At 72.9% G+C, this 19,316-nt stretch carries 13 protein-coding genes; 5 read left to right on the top strand and 8 right to left on the bottom strand.

Translation table 11 applies throughout. The annotated features are described in order from the left end of the window. Positions 1 to 122: 122 nt before the first annotated feature. From JOD64_RS20460 to JOD64_RS20445, 4 genes are all read right to left on the bottom strand, one after another. Positions 123 to 659, bottom strand: a complete 537-nt coding sequence (locus JOD64_RS20460; protein ID WP_204943689.1) for a hypothetical protein — start codon at positions 657 to 659, stop codon at positions 123 to 125. Positions 660 to 810: 151 nt separating this feature from the next. Continuing rightward, on the bottom strand, positions 811 to 2,496 hold the full coding sequence (locus tag JOD64_RS20455; protein WP_204943688.1) for a SulP family inorganic anion transporter: 1,686 nt from the start codon (positions 2,494 to 2,496) through the stop codon (positions 811 to 813). Continuing rightward, a complete protein-coding gene (locus JOD64_RS20450; RefSeq protein ID WP_112604395.1) occupies positions 2,493 to 2,831 on the bottom strand; it encodes an ArsR/SmtB family transcription factor in 339 nt (112 codons plus the stop codon). Before JOD64_RS20450 ends, JOD64_RS20455 begins: the two co-directional genes overlap by 4 nt. A gap of 109 nt (positions 2,832 to 2,940) precedes the next feature. Beyond that, the gene (locus tag JOD64_RS20445) at positions 2,941 to 5,382 is read right to left on the bottom strand and encodes a glycoside hydrolase family 2 protein (protein ID WP_204943687.1); all 2,442 of its coding nucleotides are present in this window, start codon (positions 5,380 to 5,382) and stop codon (positions 2,941 to 2,943) included. 110 nt (positions 5,383 to 5,492) lie between these two features. Between JOD64_RS20445 and JOD64_RS20440 the strand changes: the two genes are divergently transcribed. Continuing rightward, complete coding sequence (locus JOD64_RS20440) at positions 5,493 to 6,512, top strand: LacI family DNA-binding transcriptional regulator (RefSeq protein WP_204943686.1); 1,020 nt, start codon at positions 5,493 to 5,495, stop codon at positions 6,510 to 6,512. 18 nt (positions 6,513 to 6,530) lie between these two features. Here the strand turns inward: JOD64_RS20440 and JOD64_RS33530 are convergent, their stop codons facing one another. Continuing rightward, positions 6,531 to 8,912 carry a GGDEF domain-containing phosphodiesterase gene (locus JOD64_RS33530; RefSeq protein ID WP_204943685.1) on the bottom strand — a complete coding sequence of 794 codons (2,382 nt, stop codon included), beginning with the start codon at positions 8,910 to 8,912 and terminating at the stop codon, positions 6,531 to 6,533. A gap of 218 nt (positions 8,913 to 9,130) precedes the next feature. On the opposite strand from JOD64_RS33530, the gene JOD64_RS20430 reads away from it, so the two are divergent. Beyond that, positions 9,131 to 9,523 (top strand): PH domain-containing protein, encoded by a 393-nt coding sequence (locus tag JOD64_RS20430; RefSeq protein ID WP_204943684.1) that lies wholly within the window; start codon positions 9,131 to 9,133, stop codon positions 9,521 to 9,523. Here the strand turns inward: JOD64_RS20430 and JOD64_RS20425 are convergent. Continuing rightward, the gene (locus tag JOD64_RS20425) at positions 9,517 to 10,443 is read right to left on the bottom strand and encodes a 2-hydroxyacid dehydrogenase (RefSeq protein WP_204943683.1); all 927 of its coding nucleotides are present in this window, start codon (positions 10,441 to 10,443) and stop codon (positions 9,517 to 9,519) included. The genes JOD64_RS20430 and JOD64_RS20425 overlap by 7 nt on opposite strands. 186 nt (positions 10,444 to 10,629) lie before the next feature. On the opposite strand from JOD64_RS20425, the gene JOD64_RS20420 reads away from it, so the two are divergent. From JOD64_RS20420 to JOD64_RS20410, 3 genes are all read left to right on the top strand, one after another. Beyond that, positions 10,630 to 12,447, top strand: a complete 1,818-nt coding sequence (locus JOD64_RS20420) for a SpoIIE family protein phosphatase (RefSeq protein WP_204943682.1) — start codon at positions 10,630 to 10,632, stop codon at positions 12,445 to 12,447. 91 nt (positions 12,448 to 12,538) lie between these two features. Further along, the gene (locus JOD64_RS20415; RefSeq protein ID WP_204943681.1) at positions 12,539 to 13,711 is read left to right on the top strand and encodes a PQQ-dependent sugar dehydrogenase; all 1,173 of its coding nucleotides are present in this window, start codon (positions 12,539 to 12,541) and stop codon (positions 13,709 to 13,711) included. Positions 13,712 to 13,772: 61 nt separating this feature from the next. Continuing rightward, entirely contained in the window at positions 13,773 to 15,344 is a 1,572-nt protein-coding gene (locus JOD64_RS20410; protein ID WP_204943680.1) for a metallophosphoesterase, read from the top strand. 21 nt (positions 15,345 to 15,365) lie between these two features. Here the strand turns inward: JOD64_RS20410 and JOD64_RS20405 are convergent, their stop codons facing one another. Both JOD64_RS20405 and gatB read right to left on the bottom strand, forming a co-directional pair. Then, positions 15,366 to 17,723 carry a thiamine pyrophosphate-binding protein gene (locus tag JOD64_RS20405; protein WP_204943679.1) on the bottom strand — a complete coding sequence of 786 codons (2,358 nt, stop codon included), beginning with the start codon at positions 17,721 to 17,723 and terminating at the stop codon, positions 15,366 to 15,368. A gap of 87 nt (positions 17,724 to 17,810) precedes the next feature. Then, positions 17,811 to 19,310 carry an Asp-tRNA(Asn)/Glu-tRNA(Gln) amidotransferase subunit GatB gene (gene gatB / locus JOD64_RS20400; protein ID WP_204943678.1) on the bottom strand — a complete coding sequence of 500 codons (1,500 nt, stop codon included), beginning with the start codon at positions 19,308 to 19,310 and terminating at the stop codon, positions 17,811 to 17,813. Positions 19,311 to 19,316: the final 6 nt, after the last annotated feature.

Below are 19,316 nucleotides of genomic sequence, written 5' to 3'. Positions count from 1 at the left end.
TCCGAGTGTTCGACGTCAGGCGGGCGTTACGACGTGATTGATCACCAGGCGGGCGGGGCCCTGGTCGGCCAGGTGCTCGCCGCCGCCCGCGCCTGACCGGCAGCGCGTTCTGGCGAGCGGCCTCAGTAGGCCAACAGGGCGATGAGCAGCGAGGACACCGCAGCGGCCAGGAGCACTCCGCCAGTGCCGAGCCCGACCACCGCGCTCACCGCCACGGCGCGGGCTCGGGCCACCGGCACCGCCGCGAGGGCCACCACGGTGACGAGCGCGGCGACCAGATGAATCAACGGGTAGTCGATCAGCGCCGCAACCGGAAAGAGGTGCACGCCCACGACGAAGGCGATCCAGGGGGCGGTCAGCTCATTACGCCGCAGCAGGGCGAGCAGCCCGGCACCGACAGCGGCGGCACCGAACTCGATGCCGACGACGATGCCGAAGGTAGGGCTGGTGTCGGCGTCGAACGCCGTACCGTCCGACCAGTGACGCCAGGCGAGCAGGGCCCCGGCGGCCGCCGTGAGCAGGGACAGAACCGAACCGGCGATGAGCACCGGCCGCCACCGCTTCGGGGGCGCCTCCTGCGCCCAACCGAACCAGCTGGTGGCGAAGAAGCCGAAGACGAACGCCGTCGCCGCCGCGTCTCGGACATTCTCGGTGATCATCGCGCCCCCCGATTACCGCCTGGGCTCGACATCTGTCTTCGCCTCGTCTGTCAGCGGCGTTGTCGAGCAGCGATCATGACGCGGTAGATACTGCCGTAGTGGGGAGCGGCTGCCCTGCCCGCACCCGCCCCGGTCACGCACCTTCCGACCGTTACGGCCGGTCAGACGGGCTGCCTGCCACCGGAAGCGCGGTCCCGCGGGCGTACCGGATCGCGGCGGGCGTGTCGTGGAAGACCAGCCCTTCGCGGCGTAGGTCGTCAGCGACTCCGAGGGTGGCGAGGACCTGGTCGTGGGCGGGGGTGATGCCGGAGAGCAGGACGCTGATCCCGCGTCCGCGTAGCCGCCGGATCGCATCGCCGAGGACATGCGCACCGGTGGCGTCCATGGTGGTCACCCGGGACATCCGCAGGATGACGACCCGGACGTCGGTGACCTCGGAGAGTTCGAGGAGGAAGGTGTGGGCCGCAGCGAAGAAGAGCGGCCCGTCCAGCCGGTACGCGACGATGTGTTCGGTGAGCAGCGCGTACTCCTCGGCGCTGTGTTCCCCTGGGTCGAGGGGCACCTGTTCCAGCCGGGCGCTGCGGGCCACCGCGCGCAGGGCGAGCACCACGGCGACGCCGACGCCGACCGCGACGGCGGTAACGAGGTCCCAGATCACGGTGACGGCGAAGGTGAGTACCAGCACGAGCGCATCACCCCGGGTGGCCCGGGCCAGCGCCCACAGCGAGCCAGCCTCCACCATGCGGACGGTGGTGGCCAGCAGCACCCCGGCCAGGGCGGCGAGCGGGATCCGGCCGACCAGCGGCGCGGCGGCCAGCACGATCGCCGCGAGGACGACGGCGTGTGTGAGGGCCGCCAACTTCGAGGCCGCCCCGGCGCGGACGTTTACCGCCGTCCGGGCGATGGCGGCGGTTGCCGGGATGCCGCCGAAGAGGGGAGCGGCAAGGTTGGCCAGCCCCTGACCGAACAGCTCCCGGTCCGGGTCATGCCGCTCGCCGACGGTCATGCCATCGGCGACGGTGGCGGAGAGCAGGCTCTCCAGGGCTGCGAGCGCAGCGACGGCGAGGGCGCTGGGCAGCAGCACGCCCACCGCGTCGAGGTCGAGGAAGCTGAGCGAGGGCGCGGGCAGGCCCTGCGGCAGCGCGCCGATCCGGACCAGATCGACCGGGATGACTTCGGCGAGGACGGTGGCGGCCCCCACGCCGAGCAGCGAGAACGGCAGGCCGGGTCGCCACCGGGCACCCAGCAGCATCAGCGCCGCGACGGCGAGGGCCACCGCGAGCGCGGCCGGCCGCGGGTGTACGACGAAACGGGCGACCGCGTCGAAGGCGACGGCCCAGACCTTCTCCCCGTGTGCGTCGCTGACACCGAGTGCGGCGGGCACCTGTTGCAGCGCGATGACCACGGCGATGCCGGCGGTGAAACCCTCCAGCACCGGGGTGGGCAGGTAGCGGACGTACCGGCCCAGGCGGGCCACGGCGAGCGCGATCAGCACCAGGCCGGCCATCGCCCCGACCATGAGCACGCCGGTGGCTCCGAACTGCTGCACCACCGGCACCAGCACCACGGTCATCGCCCCGGTCGGCCCGGAGACCTGGAGGTTGGAGCCCCCGAAGACAGCGGCCACCGCACCGGCGATCACGGCGGTGACCAACCCGGCCTGGGCGCCCAGCCCGGAGGTGACGCCGAACGCCAGGGCCAGCGGTAGCGCCACCACCGCCACGGTGAGCCCGGCCAGCAGGTCCCGGCGCGGTGAGCGGTGGACCGCCGCCCAGTCGGCCCGGCCGGGCAGCAGCCCGAGGAGCCGCTCTCGGGCCACCGGGAGGGCGCCGCTCACCTGTCCGCGCCGGTGGCGCGCAGCTCCCCGAGGAGGCCGTCCCGGTCGGTGAGGACCGCGCCGAGGATCCGCCGCCCGGCTGCCAGCAGGTCGGCCACGTCCGGGGTGCTGAGCGCGTACATGACGAGGGGGCCGTCGCGGTGTGAGGTGACCATCCCGGCGCGGCGCAGCACGGCGAGTTGCTGGGAGAGGTTGGAGGCCTCGACCTCGATGACGGCGAGCAGGTCGCGGACCGGCTTCGGGCCGTCCTGGAGCAGTTCGAGGACCCGGATGCGCACCGGGTGCCCGAGGGTGCGGAAGAGTTCCGCCTTCGCCTGGTACAGCGGGACCGACATGAGCACCCCTCCCGATCGATACGAAGACTTTAGCAGTTGAAAAAGTCTTCAATCATTGGGGTGCAAGGGTGGCGGCCGTCCGCCCACGTCGCCGGGACCGAGCCCTCCTTCAGCTGTCGTTGACGCAGCGCAGCACCGGTCGGGTGGTCAGCGCCCGGTCGTCCAGCGGCGCGTCGGCGCGCACCGTGAGGATGACCGACTCACCCGGCAGGAGGGTGACCAGGGCCCTGTCCACGGACGCCGTCGGGGCCAGCCGGTCCGGGAAGAGCGTCAGGTCGCGCAGCACCGTGCCGGCCGTGACCCGGACCCGCTGCCCACCGTCGAACGGCTCGACCGTCGCGTCCCACGCTGCCGACGGCCACTCCACGTCCCGGTCCTCGGCGAAGAACCACAGCGCCCGCTCGGCGCTCTGACCCGCCTCGGCGACCAGCAGCTCACGCCGGGCCTCGTCCGGCCGGGCCAGCTCGGCCGGCAGCGCCAGGGTCACCGCCGAGTACGCGGGGACGTCCAGCTCCATCGACGTCTTCGCCCGGGGCGCACCGGCGAGGGTCAGCCGGGTCACCGTGGCCGACGCCCGCCAGGGCGTCCCGCCGTCGTTGACCGCGACCAGGGCGAGGCCGCCGTCGCGGGGCTGCACGGTGAGCAGCCGATCGGCGTACGCGTGACGCAGCGCGTACCACAGGGGTTTGCGACGGCCGTCGCCGTCGACGGCGGACCAGGACGTGACCGGCCAGCAGTCGTTGAGCTGCCAGACGATGGTGCCCGCGCAGACGCCCCGGTGTGAGCGGAAGTGCTCGACCCCGAGCTGGATCGCGCGGGCCTGGTTGAGCTGCGTCAGGTAGTGCCAGTCGTCGAAGTCCGCCGGGGCGGGCAGATGCGCGTCGAGGCCCCGCTGGAGCTTGGCGTCCCCGTCGGCCGCCTTCTGGTGGTGCGCCATGCCCGGGGAATCGTGCGCCAGGGGTTCGTCGCTGAGGGCCCGGCGCAGCGTGGCGTACGCCGGTGGGGCCTGGTAGCCGAACTCGGCGACGAAGCGCGGGACGTACTCCCGGTATTTGGTGTAGTCGTCGGTGTTCCACACGTCCCAGATGTGGGTGGTGCCGTGCGCCGGATCGTTGGGGTGGATGGCCTCGGTGCCCGACCAGGGGCTGCCCGGCCAGTACGGGCGGGTCGGGTCGAGGTCACCGACGATCCGGGGCAGCACGTCGAGGTAGTAACCGCGTCCCCAGGTACGCCCGGCGAGGTCCTGCTGCCAGTCCCAGTCGTGCCAGCCCCAGATGTTCTCATTGTTGCCGGTCCAGAGCACCAACGACGGGTGCGGCGCCAGCCGGGTCACCTGCTCGGCGGCCTCGGCGGCCACCTCGGTGGCGAAGGGCTCCTCCTCCGGGTACGCCGCGCAGGCGAAGAGGAAGTCCTGCTGGACGAGGAGCCCGCGCTCGTCGGCGAGGTCGTAGAAGTCCGCCGACTCGTACCGGCCGCCGCCCCAGACGCGCAGCAGGTTGACGTTGGCCGCGATGGCCTGGTCGAACCGCTCGGCCAGCCGCTCCCGGGTGATCCGCGTGGGGAACACGTCGTCCGGGATCCAGTTGACCCCGCGTACGAAGACGGGGACGTCGTTGACCGACAACGCGAACGGGGTGCCGTGTTCGTCCGCGGTGGTGTCCAGACGCACCGAACGGAAGCCGATCCGGTGGGACCAGCTGTCGAGGGCGTCTCCGTGCGGTCCGTGCAGGGTCACCTCGATCGGGTGGCGCACCTGTTCGCCGTACCCCCGGGGCCACCAGAGCGCGGGCTCGCGGACGGTGAGGGTCAGCACGGCCGTGCGCTGCCCAGCGGGGATGACCACGTCCGCGCGGGCGCCGCCGACGGCCGCCCGGACGGTCAGCGGGACGTCCGCGACCCGTTCGACCTCGACGTGCAGCTCGACCTGGCCGTCTCGACCGTCCATCGTGACCAGTGGGCGGACGGTGGCCAGCCGGGCGGTCGACCAGGCGTGCAGGCTGATCTCCTGCCAGATGCCGGCGGTGACCAGGGTCGGGCCCCAGTCCCAGCCGAAGTTGCAGGCCATCTTGCGGATGAAGTGGAACGGCTCCGGGTAGGCGTTGGGCCGGTCACCGAGCCGTTCCTGCTGTGCCTCGGCGTAGCGGTACGCGGAGTCGAACGTGATGGTCAGGTCGTTGTCGCCGTCGCGCAGCAACGACCGGATGTCGAACCGGTAGCCACGGTGCATGTTCTGGGTGCGACCGACCTCGACACCGTTGACGGTGAGCGTGGCCACGGTGTCCAGGCCGGCGCAGACCAGGTCGACCCGGTCGTGGTGGTCGGTCGGGCGCCGGAAGCTCGTCCGGTAGTGCCAGTCGGTGCGCCCGATCCAGGCCAGTGCCACCTCGTTGTCGTCGAGGTAGGGATCTTCGATCAGCCCGGCGTCGAGCAGGTCGGTGTGGACACACCCGGGCACGGTCGCCGGCACGGACTGCCCGGCGATCTCGGCCGGCACCTGCGCTCCGGGTACGGCCCGCAGGGTCCAACCGTCGTAGAGTGCCTGTCGGCTCAACACTGCACCGCACCTTCTGCATCGAAAGACGCCTACTGAACCGGATAAGCTGAGCACCGTACGGTTCGGAATTCGGACTGTCAACGGCCAGAGAGCGAAGGAGCACGCCGGTGAAGCGGCCGACCATCGCCGACGTCGCCCGGCACGCCGGGGTGTCCAAGGGCGCCGTGTCGTACGCGCTGAACGGGCAGCCCGGCGTCTCCGAGGCCACCCGGCAGCGCATCCTGGCCATCGCCACGGAGATCGGGTTCAGCCGCAGCAACGCCGCCCGCGCACTCTCCGCCGCCACCGCCGGGGCGGTCGGTCTGGCCCTGTGCCGACCGGCCCGGACACTCGGCATCGAGCCGTTCTTCATGGCGCTGATCAGTGGCGTCGAGGCCGAACTCTCCGCCCGTTCGTACGCGCTGACCCTCCAGGTGGTGGCCGATCCCGACGCCGAGATCGCGGTCTACCGGCGCTGGTGGGGCGAACGTCGGGTGGACGGGGTGCTCGTCTGCGACCTACGCACGGACGACCTGCGCATCCCCGCACTCGAACAGCTGCAACTGCCGGCGGTGGTGATCGGTGGGCCCGGTGGCACCGGCGACCTGAGCAGCCTCTGGTCCGACGACGAGGCCGCGTTGACCGAGACGGTGGAATACCTGGTCGCGCTCGGGCACCGGCGGATCGCCCGGGTCGCGGGCCTGCCCGACCTGCGGCACACCGAGATCCGTACCGACGCCTTCGCCGCACTCTGCCAGCGGCTCGGCCTGCTCGACGCGGTCACCGTGTGGTCGGACTACACCGGCGAGGAGGGTGGCCGGGCGACCCGCCGGCTGCTCAGCTCCGCCCACCGGCCCACCGCGGTCATCTACGACAACGACGTGATGGCCATCGCCGGGCTCTCCGTCGCCCAGGAGATGGGGCTCACCGTGCCCGGCGACCTGTCCATCGTGGCCTGGGACGACTCGCCGCTGTGCCGCCTGGTGCACCCGCCGCTGACCGCGCTGGGCCGGGACATCCCGGCGTACGGCGCGCACGCCGCCCGGCAACTGCTCGCCATCATCGCCGGGGAGCCGGCGAGCCGGGTGCAGGACGAGACGCCACAGCTCACACCCCGGGGCAGCACCGCGCCGCCCCGAGGAAGGTGAACCGGTTCACCTCCCCGTTCAGCGGGATGCCGACGGGAACTCCTCGAAGTACGCCTCGACCCGCTCGGCCGTCGCCGGGCGGGCCAGTGCGAACCCCTGCCCGTACCGGCAGCCGCCCCGGCGCGCCCCCTCGACCTGGGTCGACGACTCCAACTCCTCGGCGACGATCTCGACGCCCAGCCGCTCGCCGACGTTGACCACCACGTCGATCAGCGGTGGCTGCCCGTCCGGCCGTGCGCCCACCAACTCCGGGCCAACCTTGAGCAGGTCGATCGGCAGACGGCGGAGTTGCGCCAGCGAGGCGTGCTCGGGCCGGAAGTCGTCCAACGCGGTGCGTACGCCCAGCGACCGCAGGCCGGCCAGCCGGGCCACCACGGTCGGCAGGTCACCCGCGACCCTCGGCTCGCTCACCTCCACCACCAGTCGCTCCGGCGGCACCCCGTACGCGGCCAGCACGGCCGCGGCCCGCTGGACGAAGTCGGGGGTGGTCAGCTCCCGGGTCGTCACGTTGACCGCCATCCACAGCTCCCGGACGCCCGCCGACCAGTTGGACAACTGCCGGCAGGCCCGGTCCAGTACCCACCATTCCAACTCGCCGACCAGGTCCAGGTCCTCGGCGACCGGCAGCAACTCGGCCGGAAGCACCGTGCCGAGCACCGGGCTGCGCCAACGCAGCAACGCCTCCGCGCCCACCGGCTGCCCGTCAGCCAGGTCGAGCACCGGCTGGTACACCAGATCCAGCTCGCCACGCGCCACCGCACCGGGCAGTTCCCGTTCCAGGTCGAGCCGGCGAACCAGCTGCTCCTCCAGGAACGCGTCGTACCACTCGACCCGGTCCCGGCCCAGCTGCACGGCCCGTCGTCGGGCCAGCTCGGCCTGACGGAGCACGCCCGCCGGCCGGTCACCGCTCACCTCGGCCAACCCGATGCTGGTCTGCACGCGCAACACCGAACCGGCCAGCTGGTAGGGCGGGGCGAGCGCGGTCAACAGCCGGTTGCCCAGCGCGTACGCCAGCACCGGACCGGCGGCGGTGACCACGGCGAAGCCGGCGCCCGTGCACCCGGTGATCAGGTCGTCGGCGGCGACGACCGCGCGCGCCCGGTGCACCGCCTCGGCCAGCACGTCCTCCCGAGCAGTCGGGCCGATCCCCTCGGCGCCGTGCAGGTCCACCAGCAGCAACGCGCCGGACGGCGCCGGCACGTCGCCGATCGTGGCGAGGGCGTCCAGCAGTGCGGCCCGGTCACCGGGAGGACCATCGCCCGCCGCAACGGGGCGGCGGTCGAGCGCCGACCAGCCAGCACCGTCGTCCGGCGACCAGGTCGAGCCGGCACCATGCGCGGTGACCGGGCCGAACAGCTCACCACCGCGGCCGGGCTGATCGTGCGCGGGCTGCGCGAGTGGAAGGTCCGACGTGCGTGGGTGGGCCGCCTGGCGGCGCCGGACGGCGTTGCCGGCGCGTCGGCGATGTGCGGCTCGCCGTTCGGCGACGGGCGCGTCACCGGCACGAAGCAGTTCGCGCAGCACCAGGGGCGGCACCGCCGCCAGCGCCAACAACACGCTCGTGCGGTCCGTTGCGCGGCCGGCGCCCAGGTGCAGGCCCGCCGCCAGAAGCAGGACCGCCGCCGGGAGCACCGACCGGGGCCAGGCCGGAGCGGTCGGATCCGCCGGCCCCGGGGCACCCGCGTCCGCCGCACCCGCCGCGACGAGCAGCATCCCGAACACCAGCGGGGGTACGGCCAGCAGGGTCACCCGCCCGGCCGACGACGGCAGGGTGGCCAGCAGCACCAGCCCGCCCAGGGTGAGCAGGACGCCACCCCGGCATACCGCGGCTCCGGAGCGTCGCCGTGGCCCCGTGAACGCGTTGAGCACGGCCATGCCCAGCCCGCCGAGCGCCAACGCGGCGACCAGCCGGACCGCGACCGGCACGCCGTCACGGGGCAGCAGCAGCCAACCGGCGAGGGCCATCCCGACGGCCGGGCCGGTCGACTCGACCAGCCGGCGCAGCCGGACCCCGACCGACGGCTGCGTCCGGCCGGGAAGCAGGCACAGCCCGGTCAGGGCGAGGGCCGCCACGACCAGCGACCCGACCAGCACGGCCGAGGTGTGCCCGCCTGAGGCCAGGGGCAGCGCGACGGCGGTCAGGCCAGCCGCCACGACCGCCGCGTCGAGCAACACGCTGGCCGCACGCGGTGACGGATCGGTGCCGCGCCGGGAGGCCAGCCGGGCCAGCCGCACCCCGGCGAGGGTGGCGCCCGCGCCAGCTGTCAGCGCGATCACCACCGGGGGTGGGACCAGGTCGGCGGCACCGGCGACGAGGAGCAGCGCCACCACCGTGGACGTGGCGGTCTCCGGTGCCACCCGGCGGGGGACGAGGACGCGGAACGGGTACGCGAGGAGCACAGCGGTCGCCTTCGTGAGGGGGCACGGGGGCGGTGCGACGGTGCGAGACATCGGACTTTGTGGATCCACTGTCCAATAACTGACAACGATCGACAGCCGGATCGGTTACGTGCCGGCCACCCGATGGAGACAACGACCCGTGTCACTGTACGGCGCACCGGACCCTGCTGGCACCGCCCGCCGCGAGCCGGATCGGCCGAGGGTGGGATCATCGGAGGGTGAGTAAGCCCGACACGGTCCGCTTCCGGTACAACCAAGCCATCCTGGTCGCCGCGGTCATCGCCTTCATCGGTGCCCTGCCGCTGGCCAACGCCCGGGGCTACCTGCTGCCGGTGCTGCTCGTCCCGCTCGCCGTCGCGGTGTGGGCCTGGCGGGCGGGCACCGACGCCGACGCGCGGGAGCTACGCGTACGGGCGTTGGTCGGGCAACGCCGGATCGACTGGGACCAGGTCCTTGAGCTGACCACCGACCAGCGCGGACGGGCGGTCGCCCGACTCGACGACGGCCAGCAGGTCACCCTGCCGGCCGTCCGCAGCGTGGACCTGCCCCGCCTGGTGTCGGCCACCGGCCAGGCGCTGCCGGGCAACGCGACCGAGGCACCCGGTCAGTAGCCGTCGACCACCGTGTTGATCAGTGGCTGCCCGGCGGCGAACCTGCGTACCTGATCACCGACCAGTCGGTAGGCCCGCGGCAGCAGACCGCGCACTCCCCCGGCCACGTGCGGGGTGAGCAGCACGTTCGGCATCGCCCAGAGCGGAGAGTCGGCGGGCAGCGGCTCGGGGTCGGTGACGTCCAGCGCGGCCGAGATCCGACCGGTGCCCAGCTCGGCGACGAGCGCCTCGGTGTGGGCAACCGGCCCCCGGGCCGCGTTGACCAGCAGCGCCCCGTCCGGCATCGCGGCCAGGAACCCCTTGTCGATCAGGCCACGGGTCTGGTCGGTGAGCGGCACCAGCACCACCACCACGTCCGCCTCGGGCAGCAGCCGGGGCAACTCCTCGACCGCGTGCACCCCCTGCTCCGGGCGGGCCGTCCTCGCGACCAGGGTGAAGCTCACGTCGAACGCGGCGAGTCGGTTACGCACCGCGGTGCCGATCGAACCAGCACCGATGATGAGCACCCGCTTGCCGGTCAGCTCGTCGGTCGGGGTGTTCCCCTCGTTCGCCCAGCGCCGTTCGGCCTGCGCGCGGACGAACGCCGGGAACGCCCGCAGCTGAGCGAGGATCGCGGTGACGACCCACTCGGCGGTGGACGGGTCGTGCACGCCCCGTGCGTCGCAGAGCGTGACACCCGGCGGCGTCCGGCCGGCCCAGGCATCCGCCCCGGCGGAGAGCAACTGCACCACCGAAAGGTCGGGCAGCTCACGCAGCAGGGCCGTCGCGTCCGTGCCGCCCAGGAACGGTGGCACCCAGACGCGGACGTCGGCGACCTCCGAGGGCAGCCGGTCGGCGTGCTCGAACACCTCCACCGTCACGTCCGGGGGCAGCTCGCCCATGAGGTTCAGGCCGGCCTGGTGCGGAATCCATACCTTCACGTCAGCCGACGATAGTCCCCGACGCCGCGGCCGGTGCGGGCACGGCCGCGAACCGGCGTCCCGGGGGATGGCGCGCGGCGCCGGGGCGGGCGAGACTCAGCACACCGATGTTCGACCCGGGCCTGGGCGAGGTATAACGAAGGGTCGGCGGGCCGGCCGGCCCCCGCTCCAGCAGACAGGTGCTCGATGACCGACGGCTCCCCCGCCACCACCCGGCCTCCGATCGCCCCACCTGCGACGCTCGCCGATCCGGCGCGGCTGCGCGCGCTCGCCGACACCGGGCTGGAGGCCGCCCCGGACGAGGCGTTCGACAGGTTCGCCCGACTGGTCAGCGACCTGCTGGACGTGCCGGTCGCGCTGGTCTCCCTCGTCTCCGCCGACCGGCAGTTCTTTCCGGGCGCGGTCGGGTTGCCCGAGCCCTGGTCGGAGCGCCGGCAGACTCCACTGAGCCACTCGTTCTGCCAGCACGTGGTGGACCTCGAAGCGCCGATGGTGCTGCCGGACGCCCGGCTCTACCCCCGGGTACGGGACAACCTGGCCATCGGAGACCTCGGCGTGGTCGCGTACGCCGGGATGCCACTGACCGATCTCTCCGGCCGGGTGCTCGGCTCGCTCTGCGCCATCGACAGCAAACCTCGCGCGTGGAGCGCCGCGCAGCTGCGGACACTCGCCGACCTGGCCGCCGCCTGCTCGTCCGAGCTGCGACTGCGGATCGCGCTCGACGGCGCGCAGGAGGCACGGCGGCGGGTCGTGCAGGCGCACGAGCGGCTGGAACTGCTGGCCGGGGTGAGCGAGACGCTGGCCGGCACCCTGGACGTGGGCACCGCGCTGCGCCGGCTCGCTGCCGCCATGGTGCCGCTGCTCGCGGACTGGTGCCTGCTCACCCTGATCGGGCCGGACGGCCTGCCCCGCGAGGTGGTCTCGGTGCACCGCGACCCGGCCCGCGCGGCGGACGTGGACCGCTTCGGTGACCTGCTGCGCACCGGGTTGAGCCCGGAGTCGAGCATCCGGGCGGTGCTCCGGACCGGCCAGCCCCGGCTCGGCAGCATCGCGTCGCTGGCCGACGTGACGAGGGGCACCACCCACCCGGAGATGGCCTCCATCGCCGGCCGGCTGGGCATCGCCTCCTACCTGAGCGTGCCGGTGCGGGGCGTCGGCGGCACGGTGCTGGGGGCGATCACCCTGGTCAACGGCGGCCAACGTCAACAGTTCGACGACCGCGACCTGCTCACCGCGGTGGACATCGGCCGCCGAGCCGGCCAGGCCGTCGGCAACAGCTCCATGTACGGCGAGCAGCGGCACGTCGCCGAGGTCCTGCAACACAGCATGTTGCCGAGGCTGCCGGTCGTGGGGCAGCTGGAGCTGGCGGCCCGCTACCAGCCGGCCGCCGACCGGGTGGAGGTGGGCGGTGACTGGTATGACGCCTTCGTCCAGCCCGACGGCGACGTGATCGTGGCGATCGGGGACGTGGCCGGGCACGACATCGAGGCGGCAGCGACCATGGGCCAGCTGCGCAACCTCGTGCGGGGCAACGCCTTCGGCCGGCCGGACGCGGTCGGGGCGCTGCTGAGCAACCTCGATGGCGCGATCCGTGGCCTGCGGCTGCCGATCGCCGCCACCGCGACGCTGGTCCGGATCTGCCCGCAGGTCGCTGGCGTCCACGAGATGACCTGGTCCAACGCCGGGCACCCGCCGGCCCTGGTGGTCCGCGTCGGCGGGGCGGTGGAGGCCCTCGACGCGGCGCCGGAGCCGCTGCTCGGCCTGGCCCGACCGTCACCGCGGACCAGTCAGTCGACCAGCCTGGCCGCCGGCGACACTCTGCTGCTCTACACCGACGGGCTGATCGAACGGCGGGACCGGTCCATCGACGAGGGGTTGGCCGAGCTGGTCAGCCAGCTGACCGGTGCCGACACACTGCCCCTCGACGAACTGTGCGACCTGCTGCTCGCCTCCATCCGCCACCGCGAGGACGACACCGCGCTGCTGACCGTACGGGCACGGTGAGCGGTCCACCGGGGACCAGCCGCCGGGGTCACCGGCGCCGGTCGGATCCGACGGGCCCGGCCGGGCCGGCCGGCGGGCTACCCTGGGCCGGGTGAGAGCCCGTCCCCCGTACCCTCGCATCCCTCGCCTCCGGGTGGCCCTCGCGGCGTCCTGCGCGGCGCTGTTGTTCACCGCGGGTTGCAGCTTCGGCGAACCGGAGCCCGACCCGGCCGGCGAGCCGCCCAACCTGCCGACCCCGTCCGCGTCGGCGAACCCCGGCGGCGCCGGCCAGCAGGCGGTGGCGACGGTGCTCGCCAAGGGTCTACGGGTGCCCTGGGGCATCGCCTTCCTGCCGGACGGCGGCGCGCTGGTCACCGAACGGGACAACGGCCGGATCGTGCAGGTCGGCCCCGAGTCCGGGCCGGACGGGCTGCGGCTCCGACCGGTGCAGACGATTCCCGACGTGGCCGCCGCCGGCGAGGGCGGTCTGCTCGGCATCGCCGTCTCCCCCGACTACGCCCGAGACCGGACGGTCTTCGTCTACTACACGGCCGAGCAGGACAACCGGGTCGCTCGGCTGCAGCTTGGCGGGCAGCCCACCCCGATCCTCACCGGCATCCCCAAGGCCAATGTGCACAACGGCGGCGGGTTGGGTTTCGGCCCGGACGGGCAGCTCTACGTCAGCACCGGTGACGCCGGTCAGCGCCCCCTCTCCCAGGACGTGAAGAGCCTCGGCGGCAAGATCCTCCGGATCACCCGGGACGGCAAGCCCGCCGCGGGCAACCCGTACCCCGGTTCTCCGGTCTGGTCGCTGGGCCACCGCAACGTCCAGGGCTTCACCTGGGACGCCGCCAAGCGGATGTACGCCGTCGAGTTCGGCCAGAACACCTGGGACGAGATCAACCAGATCACCAAGGGCGGCAACTACGGCTGGCCGGACGTCGAGGGGCGGGCCAACGACAGGCGGTTCACCGACCCGATCACGCAGTGGGCGACCTCGGACGCGTCCTGCTCCGGCCTGGCCTCGGCGGACCGGCTGCTGGTCACCGGCTGCCTGCGCGGCAAGCGTCTCTGGGTGATGGAGCTGACCGACACCGGCACGCTGCTCGGTCAGCCCAGTGAACTGCTCACCAACCGGTACGGCCGGCTGCGCGCGGTGGCCGCGGCGCCGGACGGATCGCTCTGGGTCAGCACCTCCAACCACGACGGGCGGGGCAACCCGGCGGGCGACGACGACCGGCTCCTGCGGGTGGTCTTCGCGGGCGGCGACGGCGGCCGCAGCTGACGTTCGTCACCATCCGTTCAGGTTTGCCAAGATCTTCCGATGGGCAGGTCAGACTTTCAACATGGACGGGCAGCACGACGAGCAGCACGACGACGCCGATGACCGGGACGACCCGGTGACCGGCGACGATCTGCCGCGCCCGGCACGCTCTCGGGTCAGCATCGCCGGCCCGTTGCGCCGCATCGGGCTGGTCGTCGCCGTCCTCGCCGTGGCCCTGGCCGGGGCGGTGCTCGGTGTGCTGGCCGGCGGTCAGGTGAGCACCGACATTGGGCCGTTCCGGGCCAACCTCAGCATCACCCCCGCCCGGGACGGCGGCACCACCGTCGACATTCCGCCGCTCGGCGCACTGCTGCTCGACAGCCACGACGGGCCGACCCACCTCACCGTACGGCTGGGCGCACTCGACCAGGGGCGCACCGAGGCGCTGATCGACGACCCCGCCAGCATCAGCCGGGCCAGCCAGAGCGCCGTGGAGGACGTCCGCTCCGGGGTGATGCGCCTCGGCCTGCGAACCCTCGGTGCGGCGGTGCTGGTCACCCTGGTCCTGGCCGGGCTGATCTTCCGCGACGTCCGGCGGACCGCCTGGGCGGGCGGGTTGGCGCTGCTGGTCACCGCCGGCAGCCTCGGCACGGCCGCGGCCACCCTTCGTCCGCAGGCGATCGAGGAACCACGCTACGAGGGGCTGCTGGTCAACGCGCCAGCCATCGTCGGTGACGCCCGCCGGATCGCCAACGACTACACCAAGTACGCGGAACAGTTGCAGCGCCTGGTGGGCAACGTCAGCCAGCTCTACACCACCGTCTCGGCGCTTCCGCTGTTGGAGCCGACCCCGGGCACCACCCGGGTCCTGCACGTCTCCGACATGCACCTCAACCCGACCGGCTGGCAGCTGATCCGGACGGTCGTGGAGCAGTTCGGCATCGACGTGGTGATCGACACCGGGGACATCACCGACTGGGGCAGCGAGCCGGAGGCCTCCTTCGTCGCCTCGATCGGCCTGCTGAAGAAGCCGTACGTCTTCATCCGGGGCAACCACGACTCCGGCAAGACCGCCGCGGCGGTGGCCCGGCAGCCGAACGCGATCGTGCTGAACAACTCGACGACGACAGTCGCCGGGCTGACCATCGCCGGGATCGGCGACCCGCGCTTCACCCCCGACAAGAACACCTCCCCCGCCGGCAGCGGGTTGACCCAGCAGGTGGCCGACCAGGTGATCGGGGCCGGCAACCAGCTCGCCGCGACGGTCCGCAACTCACCGCGGCCGGTCAACATCGCCCTCGTGCACGACCCCGCGTCGGCCGGGCCGCTCGCCGGCACCTGCCCGCTGGTGCTGGCCGGGCACACCCACGCCCGGCAGGTCTCCAAACTGCCGCAGGCGCCCGGGCAGCAGCCCACCACGTTGATGGTGGAGGGCTCCACCGGCGGCGCGGGGCTCCGTGGCCTGGAGGGTGAGAAGCCGACCCCGCTGTCGATGAGCGTGCTCTACTTCGACCAGCAGAAGATGCTCCAGGCGTACGACACCATCACCGTCGGCGGCACCGGGCAGGCCCAGGTCAACCTGGAACGACGCCTGGTGGAGAACCCGACTGGCGTCCCCGCCTCGGCCACCCCGACGCCGACCCCGACCCGCTGAACGCGGGCCGGGAGTCGGAGGTCAGCGCAGGGCGATGGCGGCCAGGGCGGCGTTGACGATGCTGCCGGGCAGCAGGTCGTGCAGTTCGTACAGCTCGCTGACGCTGCCCGACTGGCCGAACTCGTCCACGCCGAGCGGCACCGCCGGCGCGCCGAGCGCCGACCCGAGCCAGGCCATCGCGTGCGACGCGGCGTCGTGCACGGTCACCACCGGCACCCGGTCGGCGAACGCGGACCGCAACGCGCCCGGCACGCTCGGCACCGTGGCCGTGCGGACGCCCTGACGCAGGGTGCGCTGCCAGGCCCGGTAGAGCCGGTCCAGCGAGGTCACGTCCACCACGTGCGCGGCGATGCCCTCCTCGGCCAACTCCGCCGCGGCGGTCAGCACCTCGGGCAGCACCGCGCCGGAGGCGGCCAGTTGCACCACCGGGGCGTCGGCCAGGTGCGGGTACGTCTGGTGGGCGTCGACCAACCGGTACGCCCCGGCGACGACCTGCCGGCGCAGCACCGCGTCGCCGAGTCGGGCCCGGGCCGCCTCGAACGGCGCCTGGTCCAGCGGGCGGGTGCTCAACCGGAAGTAGTACGCGCCGTCCTCGGCGGGTGCCGCGGTCACGGCTGGAGCCGACCCACCGGCGATCTGCCCGAGCGCGTCGCAGAGCAACCAGTCCAGGCTGGCCGCGTACGCCGGCTCGACGAACGTCACCCCGGGCAGCTCCAGGCCGACCGATGCGGTGATGGTGGACTGGTGGGCACCGCCCTCCGGGGCGAGGGTGATGCCGGACGGGGTGCCGGCCACCACGAAACGGGAACCGGAGTACGTGCCGTAGAGGAACGCGTCGAGGCCCCGCAGCACGAACGGGTCGTAGACCGTGCCCACCGGCAGCAGCGGCTGCCCGGACAGGTCCCAGGACAGGCCGAGCTGACCGAGCAACAGGAACAGGTTCATCTCCGAGATGCCCAGCTCGATGTGCTGCCCAGCGGGGCTCTCGGTCCAGCGCAGCATCCGGTCCTCGGTCCAGGACCGCTGCTCGGTGGGGGCGAACACGCCGGTCTTGTTGATGAACCCGGCGAGGTTGGTGGAGGTGGCCACGTCCGGGGCGGTGGTCACCAGGTAGCGGCCCACCTCCCGGTCCCGGGCCAGGTCCACCAGCACCCGACCGAACACCTCCTGGGTGGAGATCGGCTTGGTTGCGCGTACTCCCGTGCTTTCCGGGACGGTGACCCCCAGCGCGCGCTCGCGGGGCGCGCGGGACAGCGCCTCGCGGCGGGCGCCGGCCCGGATGCCGGCGGGTGACGCCGGGTCGAGGCGGTCCCACTCGGTCTCGGAGGTCAACCCCTGCGCGGCGCGCAACGTGTCGACCTGCTCCGAGCTGAGCAGCGCGGAATGGTTGCGCGGGTTGCCGGCGATGGGCAGACCCCACCCCTTGACGGTGTACGCGAAGACGACGCTCGGCCGGTCGGTGACGGCGTCACACTGGGCGTACGCGTCGAGCATCGCCTGCAGGTCGTGCCCACCCAGGTCGGTGACGAGGGGGCGCAACTCCTCGTCGTCGATGCCCGCCACGAAGGCCTCCACCTCGGCCGGCGCACCGTCCAGGAACTGCTTGCGCAGCAGGGGGCCGTCCAGCCCGAACAGCGACTGGTACTGCTCGTTGGGCATCGCGTCGATCCAGTCGCGCAGCGTCTCGCCGCCCGGCCGGGCGTACGCCTCGGCGAGCCGACGGCCGTACTTGACCTCCACGACGTGCCAGCCGGCCGCCTCGAACTGGCCCCGCCACTGGTTGATCCGGATGCCCGGCACCACGCGGTCCAGCGACTGGCGGTTGAAGTCGACAAGCCACATGACGTTGCCCAGCCCGGTGGTGGCCGGGTCGGCGACGGCCTCCCAGATGTTGCCCTCGTCCAGCTCGGCGTCACCGATCAGCGCCACGAACCGGGAGTGCGGGCGGGCCCCGAAGTGCGCGTCGACGTACCGCCGGGTGGCGGCGGCGAAGAGCGGTGCCGCCGCACCCAGCCCGACCGAACCGGTGGAGAAGTCCACCTCGTCCGGGTCCTTCGTACGCGACGGGTACGACTGGAGGCCGCCACGGGCCCGCAGCCGGGGCAGGTAGGAGCGGTCCAGGTTGCCGAGCAGGTACTGGATGGCGTGGAACACCGGGGACGCGTGCGGCTTGACGGCTACCCGGTCCTCGGCGTCCAGGTGCGCGAACCAGAGCGCGGTCATCGCCGTGACCAGGGACGCGCTGGACGCCTGGTGGCCGCCGACCTTCACACCGTCGCCGGTGGCCCGGTCGTGGTTGGCGGCGTCGACGATCCGGGTGGCGAGCCAGAGCACCCGCCGCTGGATCTCGTCGAGGACATCGAGGTCATGCTTGGTCACGGTGGGGCTCCATCCGGGCGTCGCCGTTGACGCCCTCGCGAGGGGTGCGGGTCGCGCCGCCCGAGGCGGCGGGGTGGCGTGTGCCGGTCAGCCCTGGACGCCGAGACGCTCCAGGATCAACTCACGCAGGGTCTTCGCGTCGGCCTGACCCCGGGTCGTCTTCATGACCGCGCCGACCAGCGCGCCGACCGCCGCGACCTTGCCGCTGCGGATCTTGTCGGCGATGCCGGGGTTCGCGGCGATCGCCTCGTCCACAGCCGCGGTGAGCGCGCCGGTGTCCGAGACGACCTCCAGGCCCCGGCTGGTCATGATCTCGGTGGGCGAGCCCTCACCGTCGACCACGCCCTCCAGCACCGTACGGGCCATCTTGTCGTTGAGCTTGCCGGCGTCGACCAGCCCCTGCAGCTCGGCGACCTGGGCGGGGGTGGCACCGATCTCGGCCAGCTCCACGCCGCTCTCGTTGGCCCGGCGGGACAGCTCACCCAACCACCACTTGCGGGCCGCTGCCGGGGTGGTTCCGGCCGCCACGGTGGCCTCGATCAGCTCGACCGCGCCGGCGTTCAACACCGACTGCATGTCCAGGTCGGACAGGCCCCACTGCTGCTGCAGCCGACGCCGGTGCACCCGGGGCAGCTCCGGCAGGGCGGCCTTCAGCTCGGCGACCCAGGCCGGGTCCGGGGCGATCGGCACCAGATCCGGCTCCGGGAAGTACCGGTAGTCGGTGGCCGTCTCCTTCGAGCGACCCGGGGTGGTGTCGCCGGTGTCCTCGTGGAAGTGCCGGGTCTCCTGCGTGATCCGGCCGCCCGCGTCGAGCACCGACGCCTGCCGCAGCATCTCCGAGCGGACCGCCCGCTCCACCGACCGCAGCGAGTTGACGTTCTTCGTCTCCGTGCGGGTGCCCCACTCCTGCCCCGGCAGGTTGAGCGAGGTGTTCACGTCACAACGCAGCGAACCCTCCTCCATCCGCACGTCGGAGACGCCGAGGGTGCGGATCACGTCGCGCAGCTCGGTGACGTACGCCTTGGCCACGTCGGGTGCGAGCGCGCCGGTGCCCGGGATGGGCTTGGTGACGATCTCGACAAGCGGGATGCCGGCCCGGTTGTAGTCGACAAGCGACTCGGTTGCACCGTGGATGCGGCCGGTGGCACCACCGACGTGCAGCGTCTTGCCGGTGTCCTCCTCGAGGTGCACCCGCTCGATCTCGATCCGCACCGTCTCGCCGCCCACCTCGACGTCCAGGTAGCCGTCGACGCAGATCGGCTCGTCGTACTGGCTGATCTGGAAGTTCTTCGGCATGTCCGGGTAGAAGTAGTTCTTCCGGGCGAACCGGCACCACTCGGCGATCGAGCAGTTCAGCGCCAGGCCGATCCGGATGATCGCCTCGATGGCCGCCTTGTTGGCCACCGGCAGGGAGCCGGGCAGGCCCAGGCACACCGGGCAGACCCGGGTGTTCGGCTCGCCACCGAAGTCGGTCGGGCAACCACAGAACATCTTGGTGTTCGTGCCCAGCTCGACGTGGGTCTCCAGGCCGATCACCGGTTCGTAGCGTGCAACGACCTCGTCGTACGCGGGCAGTGTCGTCGTCATCAGGGC

It is taken from the genome of Micromonospora luteifusca (assembly GCF_016907275.1).
In the GTDB taxonomy this organism is placed as follows: Bacteria; Actinomycetota; Actinomycetes; order Mycobacteriales; family Micromonosporaceae; genus Micromonospora; species Micromonospora luteifusca.
This window is presented reverse-complemented; position numbering and strand designations above follow the sequence as displayed.